General features: G+C 68.8%; 13 protein-coding genes. 8 read left to right on the top strand and 5 right to left on the bottom strand.

Translation table 11 applies throughout. The annotated features are described in order from the left end of the window. Positions 1-58: 58 nt before the first annotated feature. The 3 genes from cphA to OMP39_RS10605 all read left to right on the top strand — a co-directional run bounded on the left by cphA (position 59) and on the right by OMP39_RS10605 (position 4,529). Positions 59-2,629: a cyanophycin synthetase gene (gene cphA, locus OMP39_RS10615; RefSeq protein WP_264891698.1), complete on the top strand. Its 2,571-nt coding sequence runs from the start codon at positions 59-61 to the stop codon at positions 2,627-2,629. Between the two features lie 49 nt (positions 2,630-2,678). Then, a complete protein-coding gene (locus tag OMP39_RS10610) occupies positions 2,679-3,653 on the top strand; it encodes a GNAT family N-acetyltransferase (RefSeq protein ID WP_264891697.1) in 975 nt (324 codons plus the stop codon). A gap of 63 nt (positions 3,654-3,716) precedes the next feature. After that, positions 3,717-4,529: a TIGR00266 family protein gene (locus OMP39_RS10605; protein ID WP_264891696.1), complete on the top strand. Its 813-nt coding sequence runs from the start codon at positions 3,717-3,719 to the stop codon at positions 4,527-4,529. A 197-nt stretch (positions 4,530-4,726) separates the two neighbouring features. Here the strand turns inward: OMP39_RS10605 and OMP39_RS10600 are convergent, their stop codons facing one another. Beyond that, on the bottom strand, positions 4,727-5,812 hold the full coding sequence (locus tag OMP39_RS10600; RefSeq protein ID WP_264891695.1) for a porin: 1,086 nt from the start codon (positions 5,810-5,812) through the stop codon (positions 4,727-4,729). Positions 5,813-6,230: 418 nt separating this feature from the next. Here OMP39_RS10600 and OMP39_RS10595 point away from each other — a divergent pair, with 418 nt between their 5' ends. The 3 genes from OMP39_RS10595 to OMP39_RS10585 all read left to right on the top strand — a co-directional run bounded on the left by OMP39_RS10595 (position 6,231) and on the right by OMP39_RS10585 (position 8,688). Continuing rightward, the gene (locus tag OMP39_RS10595) at positions 6,231-6,968 is read left to right on the top strand and encodes a hypothetical protein (protein ID WP_264891694.1); all 738 of its coding nucleotides are present in this window, start codon (positions 6,231-6,233) and stop codon (positions 6,966-6,968) included. Between the two features lie 83 nt (positions 6,969-7,051). After that, the gene (locus OMP39_RS10590; RefSeq protein WP_264891693.1) at positions 7,052-8,125 is read left to right on the top strand and encodes a M48 family metallopeptidase; all 1,074 of its coding nucleotides are present in this window, start codon (positions 7,052-7,054) and stop codon (positions 8,123-8,125) included. Further along, a complete protein-coding gene (locus tag OMP39_RS10585) occupies positions 8,122-8,688 on the top strand; it encodes a hypothetical protein (RefSeq protein ID WP_264891692.1) in 567 nt (188 codons plus the stop codon). Before OMP39_RS10590 ends, OMP39_RS10585 begins: the two co-directional genes overlap by 4 nt. 15 nt (positions 8,689-8,703) lie before the next feature. On the opposite strand, the gene OMP39_RS10580 is transcribed toward OMP39_RS10585, so the two are convergent. The 3 genes from OMP39_RS10580 to OMP39_RS10570 all read right to left on the bottom strand — a co-directional run bounded on the left by OMP39_RS10580 (position 8,704) and on the right by OMP39_RS10570 (position 11,393). Then, positions 8,704-9,297: a DUF924 family protein gene (locus OMP39_RS10580; RefSeq protein WP_264891691.1), complete on the bottom strand. Its 594-nt coding sequence runs from the start codon at positions 9,295-9,297 to the stop codon at positions 8,704-8,706. Then, positions 9,294-9,575: a GNAT family N-acetyltransferase gene (locus OMP39_RS10575; RefSeq protein WP_264891690.1), complete on the bottom strand. Its 282-nt coding sequence runs from the start codon at positions 9,573-9,575 to the stop codon at positions 9,294-9,296. The genes OMP39_RS10580 and OMP39_RS10575 overlap by 4 nt, the downstream gene beginning before the upstream one ends. A 159-nt stretch (positions 9,576-9,734) precedes the next feature. Then, positions 9,735-11,393 carry a response regulator gene (locus OMP39_RS10570; RefSeq protein ID WP_264891689.1) on the bottom strand — a complete coding sequence of 553 codons (1,659 nt, stop codon included), beginning with the start codon at positions 11,391-11,393 and terminating at the stop codon, positions 9,735-9,737. A 94-nt stretch (positions 11,394-11,487) separates the two neighbouring features. Here OMP39_RS10570 and thpR point away from each other — a divergent pair, with 94 nt between their 5' ends. Beyond that, a complete protein-coding gene (thpR, locus tag OMP39_RS10565; protein ID WP_264891688.1) occupies positions 11,488-12,093 on the top strand; it encodes an RNA 2',3'-cyclic phosphodiesterase in 606 nt (201 codons plus the stop codon). On the opposite strand, the gene OMP39_RS10560 is transcribed toward thpR, so the two are convergent. After that, positions 12,036-12,989 carry an ion transporter gene (locus OMP39_RS10560; protein ID WP_264891687.1) on the bottom strand — a complete coding sequence of 318 codons (954 nt, stop codon included), beginning with the start codon at positions 12,987-12,989 and terminating at the stop codon, positions 12,036-12,038. The genes thpR and OMP39_RS10560 overlap by 58 nt on opposite strands. Before the next feature lie 266 nt (positions 12,990-13,255). Here OMP39_RS10560 and OMP39_RS10555 point away from each other — a divergent pair, with 266 nt between their 5' ends. After that, the gene (locus OMP39_RS10555) at positions 13,256-14,125 is read left to right on the top strand and encodes a D-hexose-6-phosphate mutarotase (protein ID WP_264891686.1); all 870 of its coding nucleotides are present in this window, start codon (positions 13,256-13,258) and stop codon (positions 14,123-14,125) included. Positions 14,126-14,444: the final 319 nt, after the last annotated feature.

The following is a 14,444-nucleotide window of genomic DNA, read 5'->3' as shown; positions in this document are numbered from 1 at the left end:
GCCCCCGGCGACCGGCCCCGCGGGGTCGGTCCGGCGACTCTCTGAAAGAGTGAATCGAATGGAAGTATCACGACTGCGGGCCCTGCGCGGTCCGAACCTGTGGAGCCGGCACACCGCCATCGAGGCGGTCGTCTCCTGCACCGAGGCCGAGCGCCGGCTCGAGTCGATGCCCGGCTTCGAAGGGCGCCTGCGGGCCCTGTTCCCCGAGATCGGGCCGCTGCGCCCGCTCGGCGGTGACGGCCCCATCAGCATGGCGCATGCGCTGATGCAGGCGGCGCTGGGCTTGCAGGCGCAAGCCGGTTGTCCGGTCACCTTCAGCCGCTGCACCCCCACGGTGGAACCGGGCGTCTACCAGGTGGTGGTGGAGTACAGCGAGGAGGTCGTCGGGCGCCTGGCGTTCGAGCTGGCCGAGGCGCTGGTGCGCGCCGCGGCCGAGGACCGCAGCTTCGATCTGGCCGGCGCGCTCGCCCGGTTGCGTGAGCTCGACGAGGACGTGCGGCTGGGGCCGAGCACCGGCTCCATCGTGCAGGCTGCGGTGGCGCGCGGCATTCCGTATCAGCGCCTGACCGAAGGCAGCCTGGTGCAGTTCGGCTGGGGCAGCAAGCAGCGGCGCATCCAGGCCGCCGAGATGGACCGCACCAGTGCGATCGCCGAGTCGATCGCGCAGGACAAGGAGCTGACCAAGAAGCTGCTGCACGCCGCGGGTGTGCCCGTGCCGCTCGGCCGGCCGGTCAGCAGCGTGGAAGACGCCATCGCCGCGGCCGAGGAGATCGGCTGGCCGGTGGTCGTCAAACCGCGCGACGGCAACCAGGGCAAGGGCGTGACCGTCAACATCCAGACGGTCGATCACCTGACGATCGCCTACCGCGCGGCGGTGGCGATCAGCGAGGAGGTGATGGTCGAGCGCTTCATCCCGGGCTACGACTTCCGTCTGCTGGTCGTGGGCGACAAGCTCGTGGCCGCGGCTCGCCGCGACCCGCCTCATGTGATCGGCGATGGGGTGCACACCGTGCGCCAGCTGGTGGATCAGGTGAACCAGGACCCGAGGCGCGGCGACGGTCACGCCACGTCGCTCACCAAGATCCGCATCGACGACATCGCGTTGGCGCGCCTGGAGCTGCAGGGGTTCACGCCGGAGTCGGTGCCGCCCAAGGGTTTGCGCGTCGTGCTGCGCAACAACGCCAACCTGAGCACCGGCGGTACCGCCACCGACGTGACGGACGACGTGCACCCCGAAGTGGCTGCCCGCGCCGTGGCGGCTGCGCGGATGGTGGGTCTGGAGATCTGCGGCGTGGACGTCGTCTGCGAGACGGTGTTGCAGCCGCTCGAAGAGCAGGGCGGCGGCATCGTCGAGGTGAACGCGGCGCCCGGGCTGCGCATGCACTTGAGCCCCTCGTACGGCAAGGGCCGCGCGGTGGGTGAGGCGGTGATCGCCAACATGTTCGACGAGGGCGAGGACGGCCGCATCCCCGTGGTGGCCGTGACGGGCACCAACGGCAAGACGACGACGGTGCGGCTCATCGCGCACATCCTCTCGCGCCAGGGCTTGCGGGTCGGCATGACCAACACCGACGGCGTCTACATCGGCTCGCGTCGCATCGACACCGGCGATTGCAGCGGCCCGCGCAGCGCCCGCAAGGTGCTCATGCACCCCGACGTGGATGCAGCCGTCTTCGAGACGGCCCGCGGCGGCATCCTGCGCGAGGGGCTCGCCTTCGACCGCTGCAAGGTGGCCGTGGTCACCAACATCGGCGAGGGCGATCACCTCGGCCTCAACTACATCACCACGGTCGAGGACCTCGCCGTGGTCAAGCGCGTCATCGTGCAGAACGTGGCGCCCGACGGCGTGGCGGTGCTCAACGCGGCCGACCCGGTCGTGGCCCGCATGGCAGACAACTGCCCCGGCTCGGTCACGTTCTTCGCGATGGACCGCTATCACCCGCTGATGGCAGCGCACCGTGCGCAGAACAAGCGCGTCGTGTTCGTGCAAGACGGCCAGATCGTCGCGGCCGAGGGGCCGGTGGTGCATCGCATCCCGCTGGCCGAGATCCCGATCACCCGCGGCGGCACGATCGGCTTCCAGGTCGAGAACGTGATGGCGGCCACGGCCGCCGCGTGGGCGCTCGGCATCGACTGGGAGGTGGTGCGCATGGGTTTGCTCACCTTCGAGAACGATGCCGACAACGCGCCCGGTCGCTTCAACGTCTTCACTTATCGCGGCGCGACGCTGATCGCAGACTACGGGCACAACCCCGACGCGATGGCAGCCCTGGTGGGGGCCGTGGAGGCGATGCCCGGCGAGCGGCGCATCGTCGTCATCAGCGGTGCCGGGGACCGGCGCGACGAGGACCTTCGCGCGCAGACGCGCATCCTCGGCAAAGCGTTCGACGAAGCGATCCTCTATCAAGACCAATGCCAGCGCGGCCGCGCCGACGGCGAGGTGCTCGCGTTGCTGCGCGAAGGCTTGGAAGGGGCTCCCCGCACGCGGCGTGTCGACCAGATCCGGGGCGAGTTCCTCGCCATCGACACGGCGCTCGAGCGCCTGCGCCCGGGCGACTTGTGTCTGGTGCTGATCGATCAGGTCGAGGAGGCGCTCGCGCACATCGCGCGTCGGATCGCAGAAGGCTGAAAGCCCGCGATTTGTGTGAGGATCACGCCTTCACACCAACGAGAGGAGCGTGAAGGTGTCGAGCCTGCTTCCACCCTGTTCTTTCAGCGCCGTTCCTGCAGCCCCACACGATCGCGCGGAGATCGCCGCGCTGCTGGCCCGCTGCGGGCTGGGCCGTGAGCACTTTCGTGTCGAGACGGGCGAGTTCTTCGTGGTGCGGGAGCAGCCGCATGTCGCGGCGTGCGCCGCGATCGAGCGACGGGGCGAGGTTGCGCTGCTGCGCTCGGTGGCGGTGGACCCCGCGCGGCGCGCCGAAGGTCTGGGCCGCGCCGTGGTGCTGGCAGCGCTGCACCGGGCGCTGGAGGCGGGCGTGCGCGAAGTCTGGCTGCGCAGCGAGGACGCGCAGGACTACTGGGCGCTGCACGGCTTTCGCATCGCGCCGTCGCAGGCTGCCCCCGCAGCCCTCCTGGAGGTGCAGGAGTTGGAGTCGCAAGAGTTGGACGGCCGGCGTGGGGCGCCTGCCACCCTGATGCGCCTCGACCTGTCGGCCGGCCTCCTCGTGCGCCCGGCCGAGAAGGCCGACATGGCGCAGGTGCTCGCGATCTACAACCACGAAGTGCGCACCAGCACCTCGACCTATCAGTATGCGGAGCGCACGCTCGAGGAGCAGGTCGCGCAGTGGGAGCTCAAGCGCAGCGACGGGCATGGCTTCTTCGTCGCGACCACGCTCGACGGGCGCATCGCGGGCTATGCGACGTATGGACTGTTCCGCCCGCGCGAAGGCTGGCGCTTCACCTGCGAACACTCGGTGTACCTGCACGCCGACTGGCGCGGCCGTGGCGTGGGCAAGCTGCTCATGGCGCCGGTGATGGCTCACGCGCGTCGGCGGGGCTTCCACGTGATGGTCGGGGTCGTCGACGCCGCCAACGAAGCCTCGGTGCGCTTGCACCGCTCGCTCGGATTCGACGTGGCGGGCATCATCAAGGAAGGCGGCTACAAGTTCGACCGCTGGCTGGACGTGGCCCTGCTCCAGGCCCGCCTTTGAGGCGGGCGTGCCGGCTTCGGCTACCATCGCGCCCGTTTTCGGTACGTCGGAAGGAGATCTGCGATGGCGATGGATGTGGTCGACTACGAGGTCCGCGGTGCGGAGATGCAGTTCGTCGAGATCGAACTCGATCCCGGCGAAGCGGCGATCGGCGAGGCCGGCAGCCTCATGTTCATGGACGCCGGCATCGAGATGGACACGGTGTTCGGCGATGGCTCCAAGCAGCAGGGCGGCTTCTTCGGCAAGCTGCTCGGCGCGGGCAAGCGGCTCATCACCGGCGAGTCGCTGTTCACCACCGTCTACACCAACCAGGCCTCCGGCAAGAAGCGCGTGGCCTTCGCCGCCCCGTACCCGGGCAAGATCCTGCCGATGGACCTGCGCAGCCTGGGCGGCACCTTGCTGTGCCAGAAGGACTCGTTCCTCTGTGCGGCGCGAGGCGTGTCGCTGGGCGTCGCGTTCCAGCAGAAGCTGTCGGTCGGCTTCTTCGGAGGCGAAGGCTTCATCATGCAGCGGCTCGATGGCGACGGGCTGGCCTTCGTGCATGCGGGCGGCACGGTGGTCAAGCGCGAGTTGCAGCCGGGCCAGACGCTGCTGATCGACACCGGCTGTGTCGTCGCCTACACGCCCAGTGTCGAGTTCGAGATTCAGTACGTGGGCAAGATCAAGACGGCTCTTTTCGGCGGCGAGGGCGTGTTCCTGGCCAAGATGACCGGCCCGGGCACGGTGTGGCTTCAGTCCTTGCCGTTCTCGCGGCTGGCCTCGCGCGTGTTCGCCGCGGCACCGCAACTCGGGGGCTCTCGTGAGGAGGGCTCTCTGCTCGGCGGTTTCGCCGGCGGCGGGTTGCTCGGCAGCGTCCTGGGCGGCGACGACGAGTAAGCCGCACCCTCGCCCCAGGGACTGCTGCCCTCCAAAAAAATGGCTTGGATGCGGCCGATGCCGCGTCCAAGCCCGAAGGAGGTCGGAAACCTCTTGTTCAACCTGGGAAGCCTGGCGGCACGGTTGCGGCGTGCCGCGCAGGGACGTGGGGAGTCACCCGGCGGCGAGCACCCCCGCCGCCTGGGCGCCGGGCGTGCTTAGAACGAGTGACGCACGCCGACGACGAACTCGGTGATGTCGTTGTCGTCGGCGGTGGTCAGACCGCTCGGCACCGAGCCGTGCCAGCGGGTGCGCGTGCTGCCCGCCACGTTGTCGTCATTGCGGAACTGCGTGAGCGACGTGTACAGGGCGGTGCGCTTGGAGAAGTCGTACTGATAGCCCACGCCCAAGGCCTGCGTGTCGTTGTTGCCGCCCTTCGGGTTGCTCAGCACGTACTGCGCACGCACCAGGTGGCTGCCGAAGCGGTAGTCGCCCCCCAGCCAGGCGCCCTTGCCATCCGCGTTGGCGGCGGTGCCGTCGTTGAAGTGGAGGTAGCCGCCCATCACCCGCGCGTTGCCGAAGCTGTAGGCCGCGGCGAGGGTGGTGGTGCGGGCCTTCAGGGCGGACTCGTTCTTGTCGTCGACGTAGGACAGCATCGCGTCCAGGGGGCCGGCGGTGTAGCGCGCGTAGATGTCGGCCACGCGCGTCTTGCCCACGCCGGCCGTGTTCTCACCGAAACCCCACAGGGCACCCACACGGAAACCGTTGAACGACGGGGTTTCGTACTTGATCGAGTTGTTCACCCGGGCCGGGCCGCCGGTGAAGTTCGTCGAGGAGCCTCCGCCGCGCACCGGCTCGTAGGCGCTGCCTGGGCCGAACCCGCCGATGACCGTCGTGCTGGGACCATAGCTGCTGTTGGTGAAGGCGCTGAAGTCACCGGACGCGAGATACAGGCTGCTGTACTGACGGCCCAGCGTCAGCTGACCGGCGGTCGAGGAGCCCAGGCCGACGAAGGCCTGGCGACCCCAAAACACGCCGCTCTGGCCGACCGAGCCGTCGTCGAGGTTGATGCCGTGTTCCAGCGTGAACAGCGCGCGCAGACCGCCGCCCAGATCCTCCACGCCGCGCAAGCCCAGCCGCGAGCCGTTCAGGCCGCCGGACTGCAAACGGGTGAGGGTTTCGTCGCCGTCGGCGACCTGCAGGAACGCATCGGCCACGCCGTAGATGGTGACCGAGCTCTGCGCCTGAACGGCACCGGCTGCCGCCAGAGCGAGAGCGGACAGAGCCAGCTTCTTGATTGCCATGAGATCTCCTTGTCGTTGGAACTTCGCCGCCGTGGGCGGCGACCGTGCGTCGAGGCCCGGGCTCAAGCCCCGGCACTCGAACGAGCGGCAAGCTTAGGGTTCACCCTCTTGACTTGGGTGGTCGAGTTTCCTCAATAGCGCATTTCCGTTTCGGCAACGATCGCCGGAAGCCGCGCGGGGCAAGGCCTGGGGGCCGGGTGGTGGTCGTGCCGCCGTGGGACGCTGTCACCGTTTCGCGACACCGAGGCGGCTTTCCCTGTTCTTTTCAGCAGGAGTAGCGGGCTTGGTGAGCAAGGGCAATGATTTCTCGCCTTCTTCCTCGTAAAAGATCGTTAAGCTTGTGTCTTGCATGAACCGATGACGCAGCGCGGCCCTTTGGAAAAGGCCCCACGAATGCTGCGCGTCCTTGGAGGGAACCTTGTCTACACGCGTCGACCGCCTCGTCTCGCGCTGGCTCGCCATGGTGTTGCCAGCGGCCGTTCTGGTTCTGTTCGCCCTCGTTGCGCCGGCGGCCCGGGCGCAGTCGAAGCATCTGGCCCCGGGGTTCGATGCGCTTCCGGCCGACGCCAAAGTGATCGTCGCGCCGCTGGACGTCGAGCTCTTCTCCATCAGCGCCGGCGGCGTCCTCGAGCCGCGTGCCGATTGGACGGCACAAGCCCAAACGCATATCCGCAATGCCCTCAAGGCGAGGGTGGCGCAGTTGGGGCTTCGTTCAGACGAGATGGATGACGCCTCCGCCGACGAACTGGCCGAAGTTCTTCATTTGCACGCCGCCGTGGCGCAGGCCATTGCCTTGCATCACAGCTTCGGCGGTGCGTGGGCGCTTCCCACCAAGGAAGGCAAGCTCGATTGGACCTTCGGTGACACGATGAAGGTGTTGCAGGAGCGCACGGGCGCGCGGTACGGGTTGTTCACCTGGGTTCGTGACAGCTACGCCAGCGCCGAGCGGGTCGCGACAATGATCGTGCTCGCGGCGCTCGGTGTGGGCATCAGCGGCGGGGTGCAGATCGGCTACGCCTCGCTCGTCGATCTCGAGACCGGCCGCGTGGTGTGGTTCAACCAGCTTGCCCGGGGTGTCGGGGACTTGCGCGAGGAGTCCAAGGCGTTCGAATCGGTCAATGCGCTGCTCGCCGGGTTTCCTGTCACCAGGAAATGAAGCGGCGCGCCCTGGTCGCCCTCGGCTGCGCTCATTGCGCCGGCTGGCTTGCCCGTGGCGCATGGGCGCAAGAGCCGGCGGTCTTGAGCTTGCCTGGGCGCTTCTCCCGTCCCGACCTCGCCACGGATGAGGGTGGGTTGTGGGCCTTGATGGACCGGGAGGAGACCCGATTGCGCCGCAGCCCGTTCGTGGTGCGCGACCACGGGCTGCGCGAGTACCTGCACGGGCTCGCATGCCGGCTTGCCGGCGAGCATTGTCCCGACATCCGGGTGTATCCGGTGCGCACGCCGTGGTTCAACGCCAGCATGGCGCCCAACGGGATGATGCAGGTGTGGACGGGCCTGCTGCTGCGGGTAGAAAACGAGGCGCAGTTGGCGGCGGTGCTGGGGCACGAGATCGGTCACTACCTGCGCCGTCATGCGCTCGAGCGCCTGCGCGACGCCCGCTCGCGCAGCGCCTTCGGCCAGATCCTCGGCGTCGCACTCGGGGGGGTGGGGCTCATCGCGCAACTGGCCCTGCTCGCCGGGGCCTATGCTTACTCGCGAGAGCACGAGCGGGAAGCCGACGTGCTCGGACTGCGATTGATGCGGGAGGCGGGCTACGATCCCCGCGAGGCGGCGAAGGTCTGGGACAACCTGCGTGAAGAACTGGCCGCGGGCGCCGGCGGGGACCCGGCCAAGAAGAGTGTGCTGTTCGCCACCCATCCGGCCACGGACGAGCGCAGTGCCTCGCTCAAGGTACTGGCCAGTGAAGGCGGCGGCGCCACGGGCGAGCAGGAATATGCCCGGCGCATCGCGCCGTTCTTGTACGAACTGATGGAAGACGAGCTTCGGCGCGCGCAGTACGACGAGACGCTCGTCCTGTGCGAACGGCTCTTGCGTCGCCAGCCCGAGCGCGCGGACCTGCTGTACTTCCGCGGAGAGGCGAGGCGCCTGCGTAACGGGCCCGGCGACGCCGAGCTCGCGCTGGAGGACTTCCAGCAGGCCCTCGCCCGTGGCAGCGAGCCCCCGGCGCTGCACCGCAGTCTCGGATATGTCTACCTGCAGCGGGCGGATCGGCCCGCGGCGCGAAACTCGTTCAAGCGATACCTGGATGCCGCGCCTCAGGCCGCGGATGCGGCTCTCATTCAACACTACCTTACGGAACTCGGTTCATGAAGCGACTGCTCCTCTTTGTCGTGGCCCTCGTCCTTGCCGGGTGTGCCCAAATGACGAAAGTCGGACCCGGTGAAACCGTGGTGGACGGCAAGCTCGTGGTCAAGCTCGATGGCTCGTGGAACCAGTCGGCGCTGAAGGTGGTGCCGACGGCCACCACCTGGACGGTGGACGGCCTGAGCGTGGACCGGTTGCACTTCTTCGTCGGCTTGCCCGACGGAGCTACCCTGGCGCCGGTGGCCAAGGACGCGCGGCCTCTCGTGTTCAAGGCGGCCATGCCTGCGCACGAGATCGTCTCGCTGTACCAAGGCCTGTTGACCCGCGACGGATCGAGCTTCACCTTGTCTCGCCTGGAGCCGGTGGAGTTCCTCGGCGCGCCGGGCTTCCGGTTCGAGTACCTGCTGGTGCGCAAGGGCGACGACGTGCGGCTGCAGGGGGTGGCGTACGGAGTGGTCCGTGATCGTCAGCTCTACCTCATGGACTACGCTGCTCCGCGGTTGGGCTTCTTTCCTCGTCACCGCCCGCAAGTGGAGCTGATCGCGCGGGGCGCGCGTTTGAAGAGCTGACCTTCGGTGCCGACGTCAGAAGCCGGAGCCGGGTTGTTGCAGGAAGGCCAGTTCTTCCGGTGTCGAGGGGCGGCCGAGGATGGCATTGCGATGCGGGAAGCGGCCGAAGCGGGCGATGATGTCGCGGTGGAGACGGGCGTAATGCAAGGCGCCGTCTAAGTCCGGGTACTCGGTGCAGAGCCGGGTGAAGAGCTCCACGCTGCGCTCCTGGGCGGCGAGGTCTTCCGCGTGCTCGAACGGCATGTAGGCGAACCAACGCTGCAGGGGCGCCAACTCGCGGTCCAGCCCCTGGTCGGCCAGTGCGCAGGCCGCGTCGAGCGCGAGTGCATCGCCTGCGAATGCGCGCGGCGTGTCGCGGAAGGCGTTGCGGGTGAACTGGTCCAGCACCAGGATGCGCGCCAGCCGGCCCGCGGGCACGGCATCCCACTCCCGATGCCCGCCCGCGAGCGCGGACTCGATCAACCCACCGAACTGCCGGCGTATCGCGGCATCGAAGGACGCGTCCTTCAGGAACCACTCGCGTCGCGGTTGCCCATGGCCCGGCTGTTCGGGCCGGAGGTACCAGAACTCGAGCACCTGGTGTGCCGAGTCCGGGAGCCGCTTGCTCATGCGCGCAACTTCGCCGTCTCCGGGTGGCGCTCCATGTAGCGCCGCACGTAAGAGCACAAGGGGTTGACCTTGAGGCCCTCGCGCTCGGCATGGGCCAGCGCCTCGCGCACGAGGGCTGCGGCGATTCCCCGGCCCTGGAGGGCCGATGGCACGCCGGTGTGGGTCATGTGCATGACCCCGTCTCGCAGTTGGTAGTCGGCCACGCTCAACTGCCCCTCGATGAGGGCTTCGAAGCGCTGGCGCTCGGGGTTGTGGGTGACGTCGATGCTGTGAGCCATGGCAGTTTCGCAGTGTGGGTCGCCCATTGTGGTCTGGATCCGCGGTCCTTGCAGGCCACCACGCGGTGGGGTCGTCTGTGGGGCGAGATGAGCCGGGCGGCCTCCCCACCGGGGGGCCGGCAGTCCGCGTGCCTGCGAAGGGTGTGCGCACGCGCGCTTTCAGCTGCCGGGAGCGGGCGTTGCCTCGGCCCCCGGCCGCGGGCTCCCCTGCTCGAGCCGCACGATGTCATGCTGGCCCAGCCGGATCTGGGTTCCGTAGCTGCGGTACTGCTTGTCGAGCGCATCGACGCGGGCCTTGAGGGCCTCGCGATCGGCGATGGCACTCCAGTGGCGTTCCAGCGTGTGCTGCGCGAGATCCATGAGTTTGGCGTTGAGTGTGCGCTCGGCGGCGTCCATCAGCAGCGCGACGGCCTCGTCGGGCCGGCCGGACAGGGTGTGGGAGACCGCTTCCTCGGCGCGGGCGCAGGTGGACGCATAGCACTCGCGGATGAGGGCATCGAAGTCCGGTCGTCCGTGCGCGGCCCGGCTGAGCAGTTCGCAACTGGCGCGCGAGACGGCAAACCGTGCAGCCAGCGTCTGAAGATGTTCGGACAGCTCGGGGAACTTGACCTCACGGCGCAGCAGCCGGGCGAGGACGGCCAGCAGGTTGCTGGCCGCCTCGAACTCGAAGTCGGGCGCGCGCAGTTCCTGCAGCAGACCTTGGGTCCTCATCACGGCTTCGGCGATCTGGCGCTCGAGCAGCGCGCGCACGATCTGGATCACTTCCTCGAAGCGTCGCAGCCGGGCGCTCTGCGGCTGGCCTTCCCGAGACGCCTTGATCGAGCTCAGGCACTGGGTCACGCCGCGGAGGTCGCCTGCGTCGAACTTGAGCAGGGCCAGCAGGACGAGCCCTTGGAGGTCGAACACCTTGGAGTTGAGCCCGAGGATGACGGCGCGCTGCAGGGCGACGCCCGCTTCGTGCGGAGTGCCGTGATAGAACGCCAGCACGCCCAGCTTCTGCACGCGCGCGACGCAGCCCGGGGCCAGGTCGCAGCCGCGCCTGAGCGCGGCCAAGGCGGCGTCGGGCTCGCCGCTTTCCAGCAGCACGCGGCCCATCACGTCGTAGGCGTCGGCGTAGTGGGGTTGGTCATTCAGCAGGCTTTCCAGCGTCCGGCGGGCCTTCTGCACGCCGCCGGCCTGGTACTCGGAGCGCGCGATGCCCAGCCTGGCCCAGGGCAAGGCCCGCGTGGCGAGGATCGCCTCGAACAGCTTCTGCGAGCTGTGAGGCTTGCCGAGCTTGAGCCAGAGCTCCGCGCCGATGCGCGCCGCCTGAATCCAGCATGCGCTGCGCGTTTCGAAGCGGGCCTGACAGAGCTCGGCCGCTGCGAGGTAGTCGCGCGCCTCGATCTTCTGGATGACGTCGCGCAGGACGCGTTTGCGATGCCGGGCTTGCACCAGGCGCTCGCGCAAGGCCTCCTCGGTGTGCGGCTTGATGAGGTAGGCGTCGAGCGCGGCTTCGGCGGCTTCGGCCACGCGCTCGTAGCCTGCCTCGCTCGAGATCATCACGACGACCGTGGACAGGGGCAGGATCTGGGCGAGACGCAGGTCGTCGATCAGGTCCTGCCCGGTCATGGCCTGACCCTCGAAGTGGTACTCGCACACCACGATGTCGAAATGGCGGTACTCCAGCGCCTTGCGAGCGTCTGCCGCGCGACTGGTTTGCACGACCTGCCTGACTCCGAAGTCCCTCAGCATGTTGGTGAGAATGCTGCGGGAGGCCGGGTTGCCGTCCACGACCAGGGCGGTCGCACAGCCGATTTCTGCGTCCAGCGGTTTCATCCTGCTGTGGGACCGCCTGGAAGCGGTCGCGCTCCTCCGACACCGCAGTGTGAGGCCCAGCCGTGAGGGAGATCAAGGAAATAAGTGGGGAAACATGAGTCATCGTGGAGGCATATCGGGCGAACGGACCTGGCCTGGTGCGACGCTGGACGAGGGGGCGGACCTTCCGCCGCAGTCGAGGTGGTTCTTCGCGCTCTGGCCGCCCGCGCCGGTTCGCGAGGCGCTGGCCCAGCAGCAGGCGCGCTGGACGTGGCCGCGCCGCGCGCGGCTCGTGCCTGCCGCGCGACTCCATCTCACGCTGCATTTCCTGGGGCCGCTGGAGCCGTCCCGGCGAGCACTGCTGATGTCGCTGCCCGCCGTGCCCTTCGAGCCGTTCGAGTTCGCCATCGAGCGTGCAGGCCGATGGCGCGGCATCGCGTGGATGGGGCCCGGCGAAGTGCCCTTGCCGCTGCTGGCGCTTCATGCGGCTTTGGGAGAGCAACTGCGCGAGCGGGGGTTCGAACTGGAAGACCGCGCTTACGCTCCCCACGTCACGATGGCCCGCGAGGCGGCGGGAGCGTGTGAGCCGCGCGTCATCGACCGGGTGCAGTGGACGGTGCGCGAGTATGTGCTGGCCGCCTCCGTGCCGGGAGAGCGGCGCGACTATGCGGTGTTGCGGCGGTTCTCGGCTTGGTCGGGCGGGGCCGCGTCGGTGCGGTAGAGCGGCAACCGGGCGCCGCAGTGGCGGCAGAAGTTCGCGTCCGGCGGGTGGTCCTCGGTGAGGCACTCCGGGCAGGTGCGTGTGGTGACCGGCCGGTGGCGCAGGCTCGTCATTTCTGCCGTCACGATGCCGGTGGGCACCGCCAGCACGCCCCAGCCGAGCAGCATCATCAGCGAGGCGATCGCGCGGCCGAGGTCGGTCTTCGGGGTGATGTCGCCGAACCCGACGGTGGTCATCGTCGTGATCGCCCAGTACACGCCGATGGGGATGTTGTGGAAGCCGTGTTCGGGGCCTTCGACCACGAACATCAGCGTGCCCATCACGAGCACCACCATCGCGACGAAGCCCAGGAACACGATGATCTTGCGCCGGCTGCTGGCGAGGGCCCGCGCGAGCATGCGGTACTCGGCCGCGTAGAGGGTGAGCTTGAAGATCCGGAAGATGCGCAGCAGGCGCAGGATGCGCACGTCGATCAGCGCATGCAGCTCCGGCACCAGGATGGCCAGGTACGTGGGCAGGACCGCGAGCAGATCGATCATGCCGAAGAAGCTACGTGCATAGCGCCACGGGTGTCGCACGCAGGCGAGCCGCGCGATGTACTCGGCGGTGAAGAGCAGCGTGAAGGTCCACTCGAGGGCGTCGAACCAGGCCCCGTAGCGCCGGTTGAGGGCCTGCACGCTGTCCAGCACCACGACCAGCACGCTGAGGAGGATGGCGCCGATCAGTGCGATGTCGAAGAGACGCCCGGCACGGGTGTCGGCCTCGAAGATGACGATGTACATCTGCTCGCGCCAGCCCTCGGTGGGCCGACCGAACTCGGCGGCCTGCTCCTGCACGGAGGCGGCCGAAGGCGAAGGCAGGATGGCGCGGTCGTCGGGGCGTGGAGGAGGGTTCATCGCACGGAGCAGGCAGGGCGGGCCGGCGAGGCCGAGGGGCCGACGCGAGGCCGCAGTGCCGCCAGCTTAGCAGTTGGCGGACCAGGGGCCGCGCGCCCTCTGCGAGATGGGCCGCCCGGGGCCTCACGCCACGCTCAGGGCCTCGAGCACGGGTCTGCCGACGAGGCGCCGCGCGAGGACGCCTCCAGACCCGCACTGGTGACCCGCGCCGGGAGGCCGGATGAGGGGCAGGGGTTTTGGCGCCATGGCGTCGTAAGCTCTCGGTCATGAACAAACACGAACCGACCACCGCAGAACTCACCTACGTGCGCGGCGCCCCCGCCGTGCAATTGCGCGCGCCCGATGGTGCGCAGGCCACCGTGTTGCTGCTGGGCGCCCAGGTGGTGTCCTGGATACCGGCCGCAGGGCAGGAGCAGCTCTACTTCTCGGACCGCGCCCATCTGGAGGAAGGCAAGCCCGTGCGCGGCGGCGTGCCGGTGATCTTTCCCCAGTTCGACCAGCTCGGCCCTTTGCCGAAGCACGGCTTTGCACGTGACCGCCGCTGGAAGCTCGTGCGAGCGGAGGTGGGCGGCGACGATGCGCTGGCCGTGCTGCACCTGGGAGACGACGAGGCGACCCGGCGCCTGTGGCCGCACCGCTTCGACGCCGAGCTCACCGTGGTCGTGGGAGGTGCGCGTCTGGACATCGAACTCGCCGTGGAGCACCCGGGCCCGGCGGACGCGCGCTCCTACAGCTTCACGGCGGCGTTGCACACCTACCTGCGCGTGCGCGAGGTGGAGGAAGCCAGCGTCGAGGGGTTGGGCGGACTGCGCTTTCGCGACAAGGTGCGCGGCGTCGAGGACTGGGAGCACCGGCACCGCCTCACTGTCGACCAGGAGGTGGACCGGATCTACTTCGACACACCCAAGCCGATCGTGCTCCACGATGGCCGGCGCCGCGTCAAGGTCGAGAACCAGGGCTTCAAGGATGCGGTCATCTGGAACCCCTGGGTCGAGAAGACGGCCTCGTTCGACGACATGGCGCCGACCGACTTCCGTCGCATGCTGTGCATCGAGGCGGCGTGCATCGAAGAGCCCGTCACGCTGCGACCGGGCGAGCACTGGTGGGGCCGGCAGACGCTCACCGCGTATTCCTGAGCGCTTGCCTGGCGCAGAAGAACCCCCAGGAGGATCGTTCCTTCCGCCTTGCGCGCGTCTTGCTTGTCAGTGCGCGCTGACACGGCCCGCGTCCCCGGGCCGACATTCGGCTCACGGCTTGCTGCGTAGAGTGGACTGCATCGATCGGTTCACATTGCACGGGAGGCTGCCATGCTGTCCGTCTTGCCTGCCTGGGTCGCCGCCGTCGCGCTCTGCGCTGCGAGCGTGGTCGCGTCGAGGCCTGCCGCCGAGCCTTCGGTGCGGGCGCTTGCATCTCCAGGCTGGAAGGACGGTTGCTCGGCGATGCCCCGCGACGAGA

It is taken from the genome of Schlegelella aquatica (assembly GCF_026013905.1).
Taxonomy (GTDB): domain Bacteria; phylum Pseudomonadota; class Gammaproteobacteria; order Burkholderiales; family Burkholderiaceae_C; genus Caldimonas; species Caldimonas aquatica.
The sequence above is the reverse complement of the archived record's forward strand: the minus strand, read 5'-3'. Positions and strand labels throughout refer to the sequence as shown.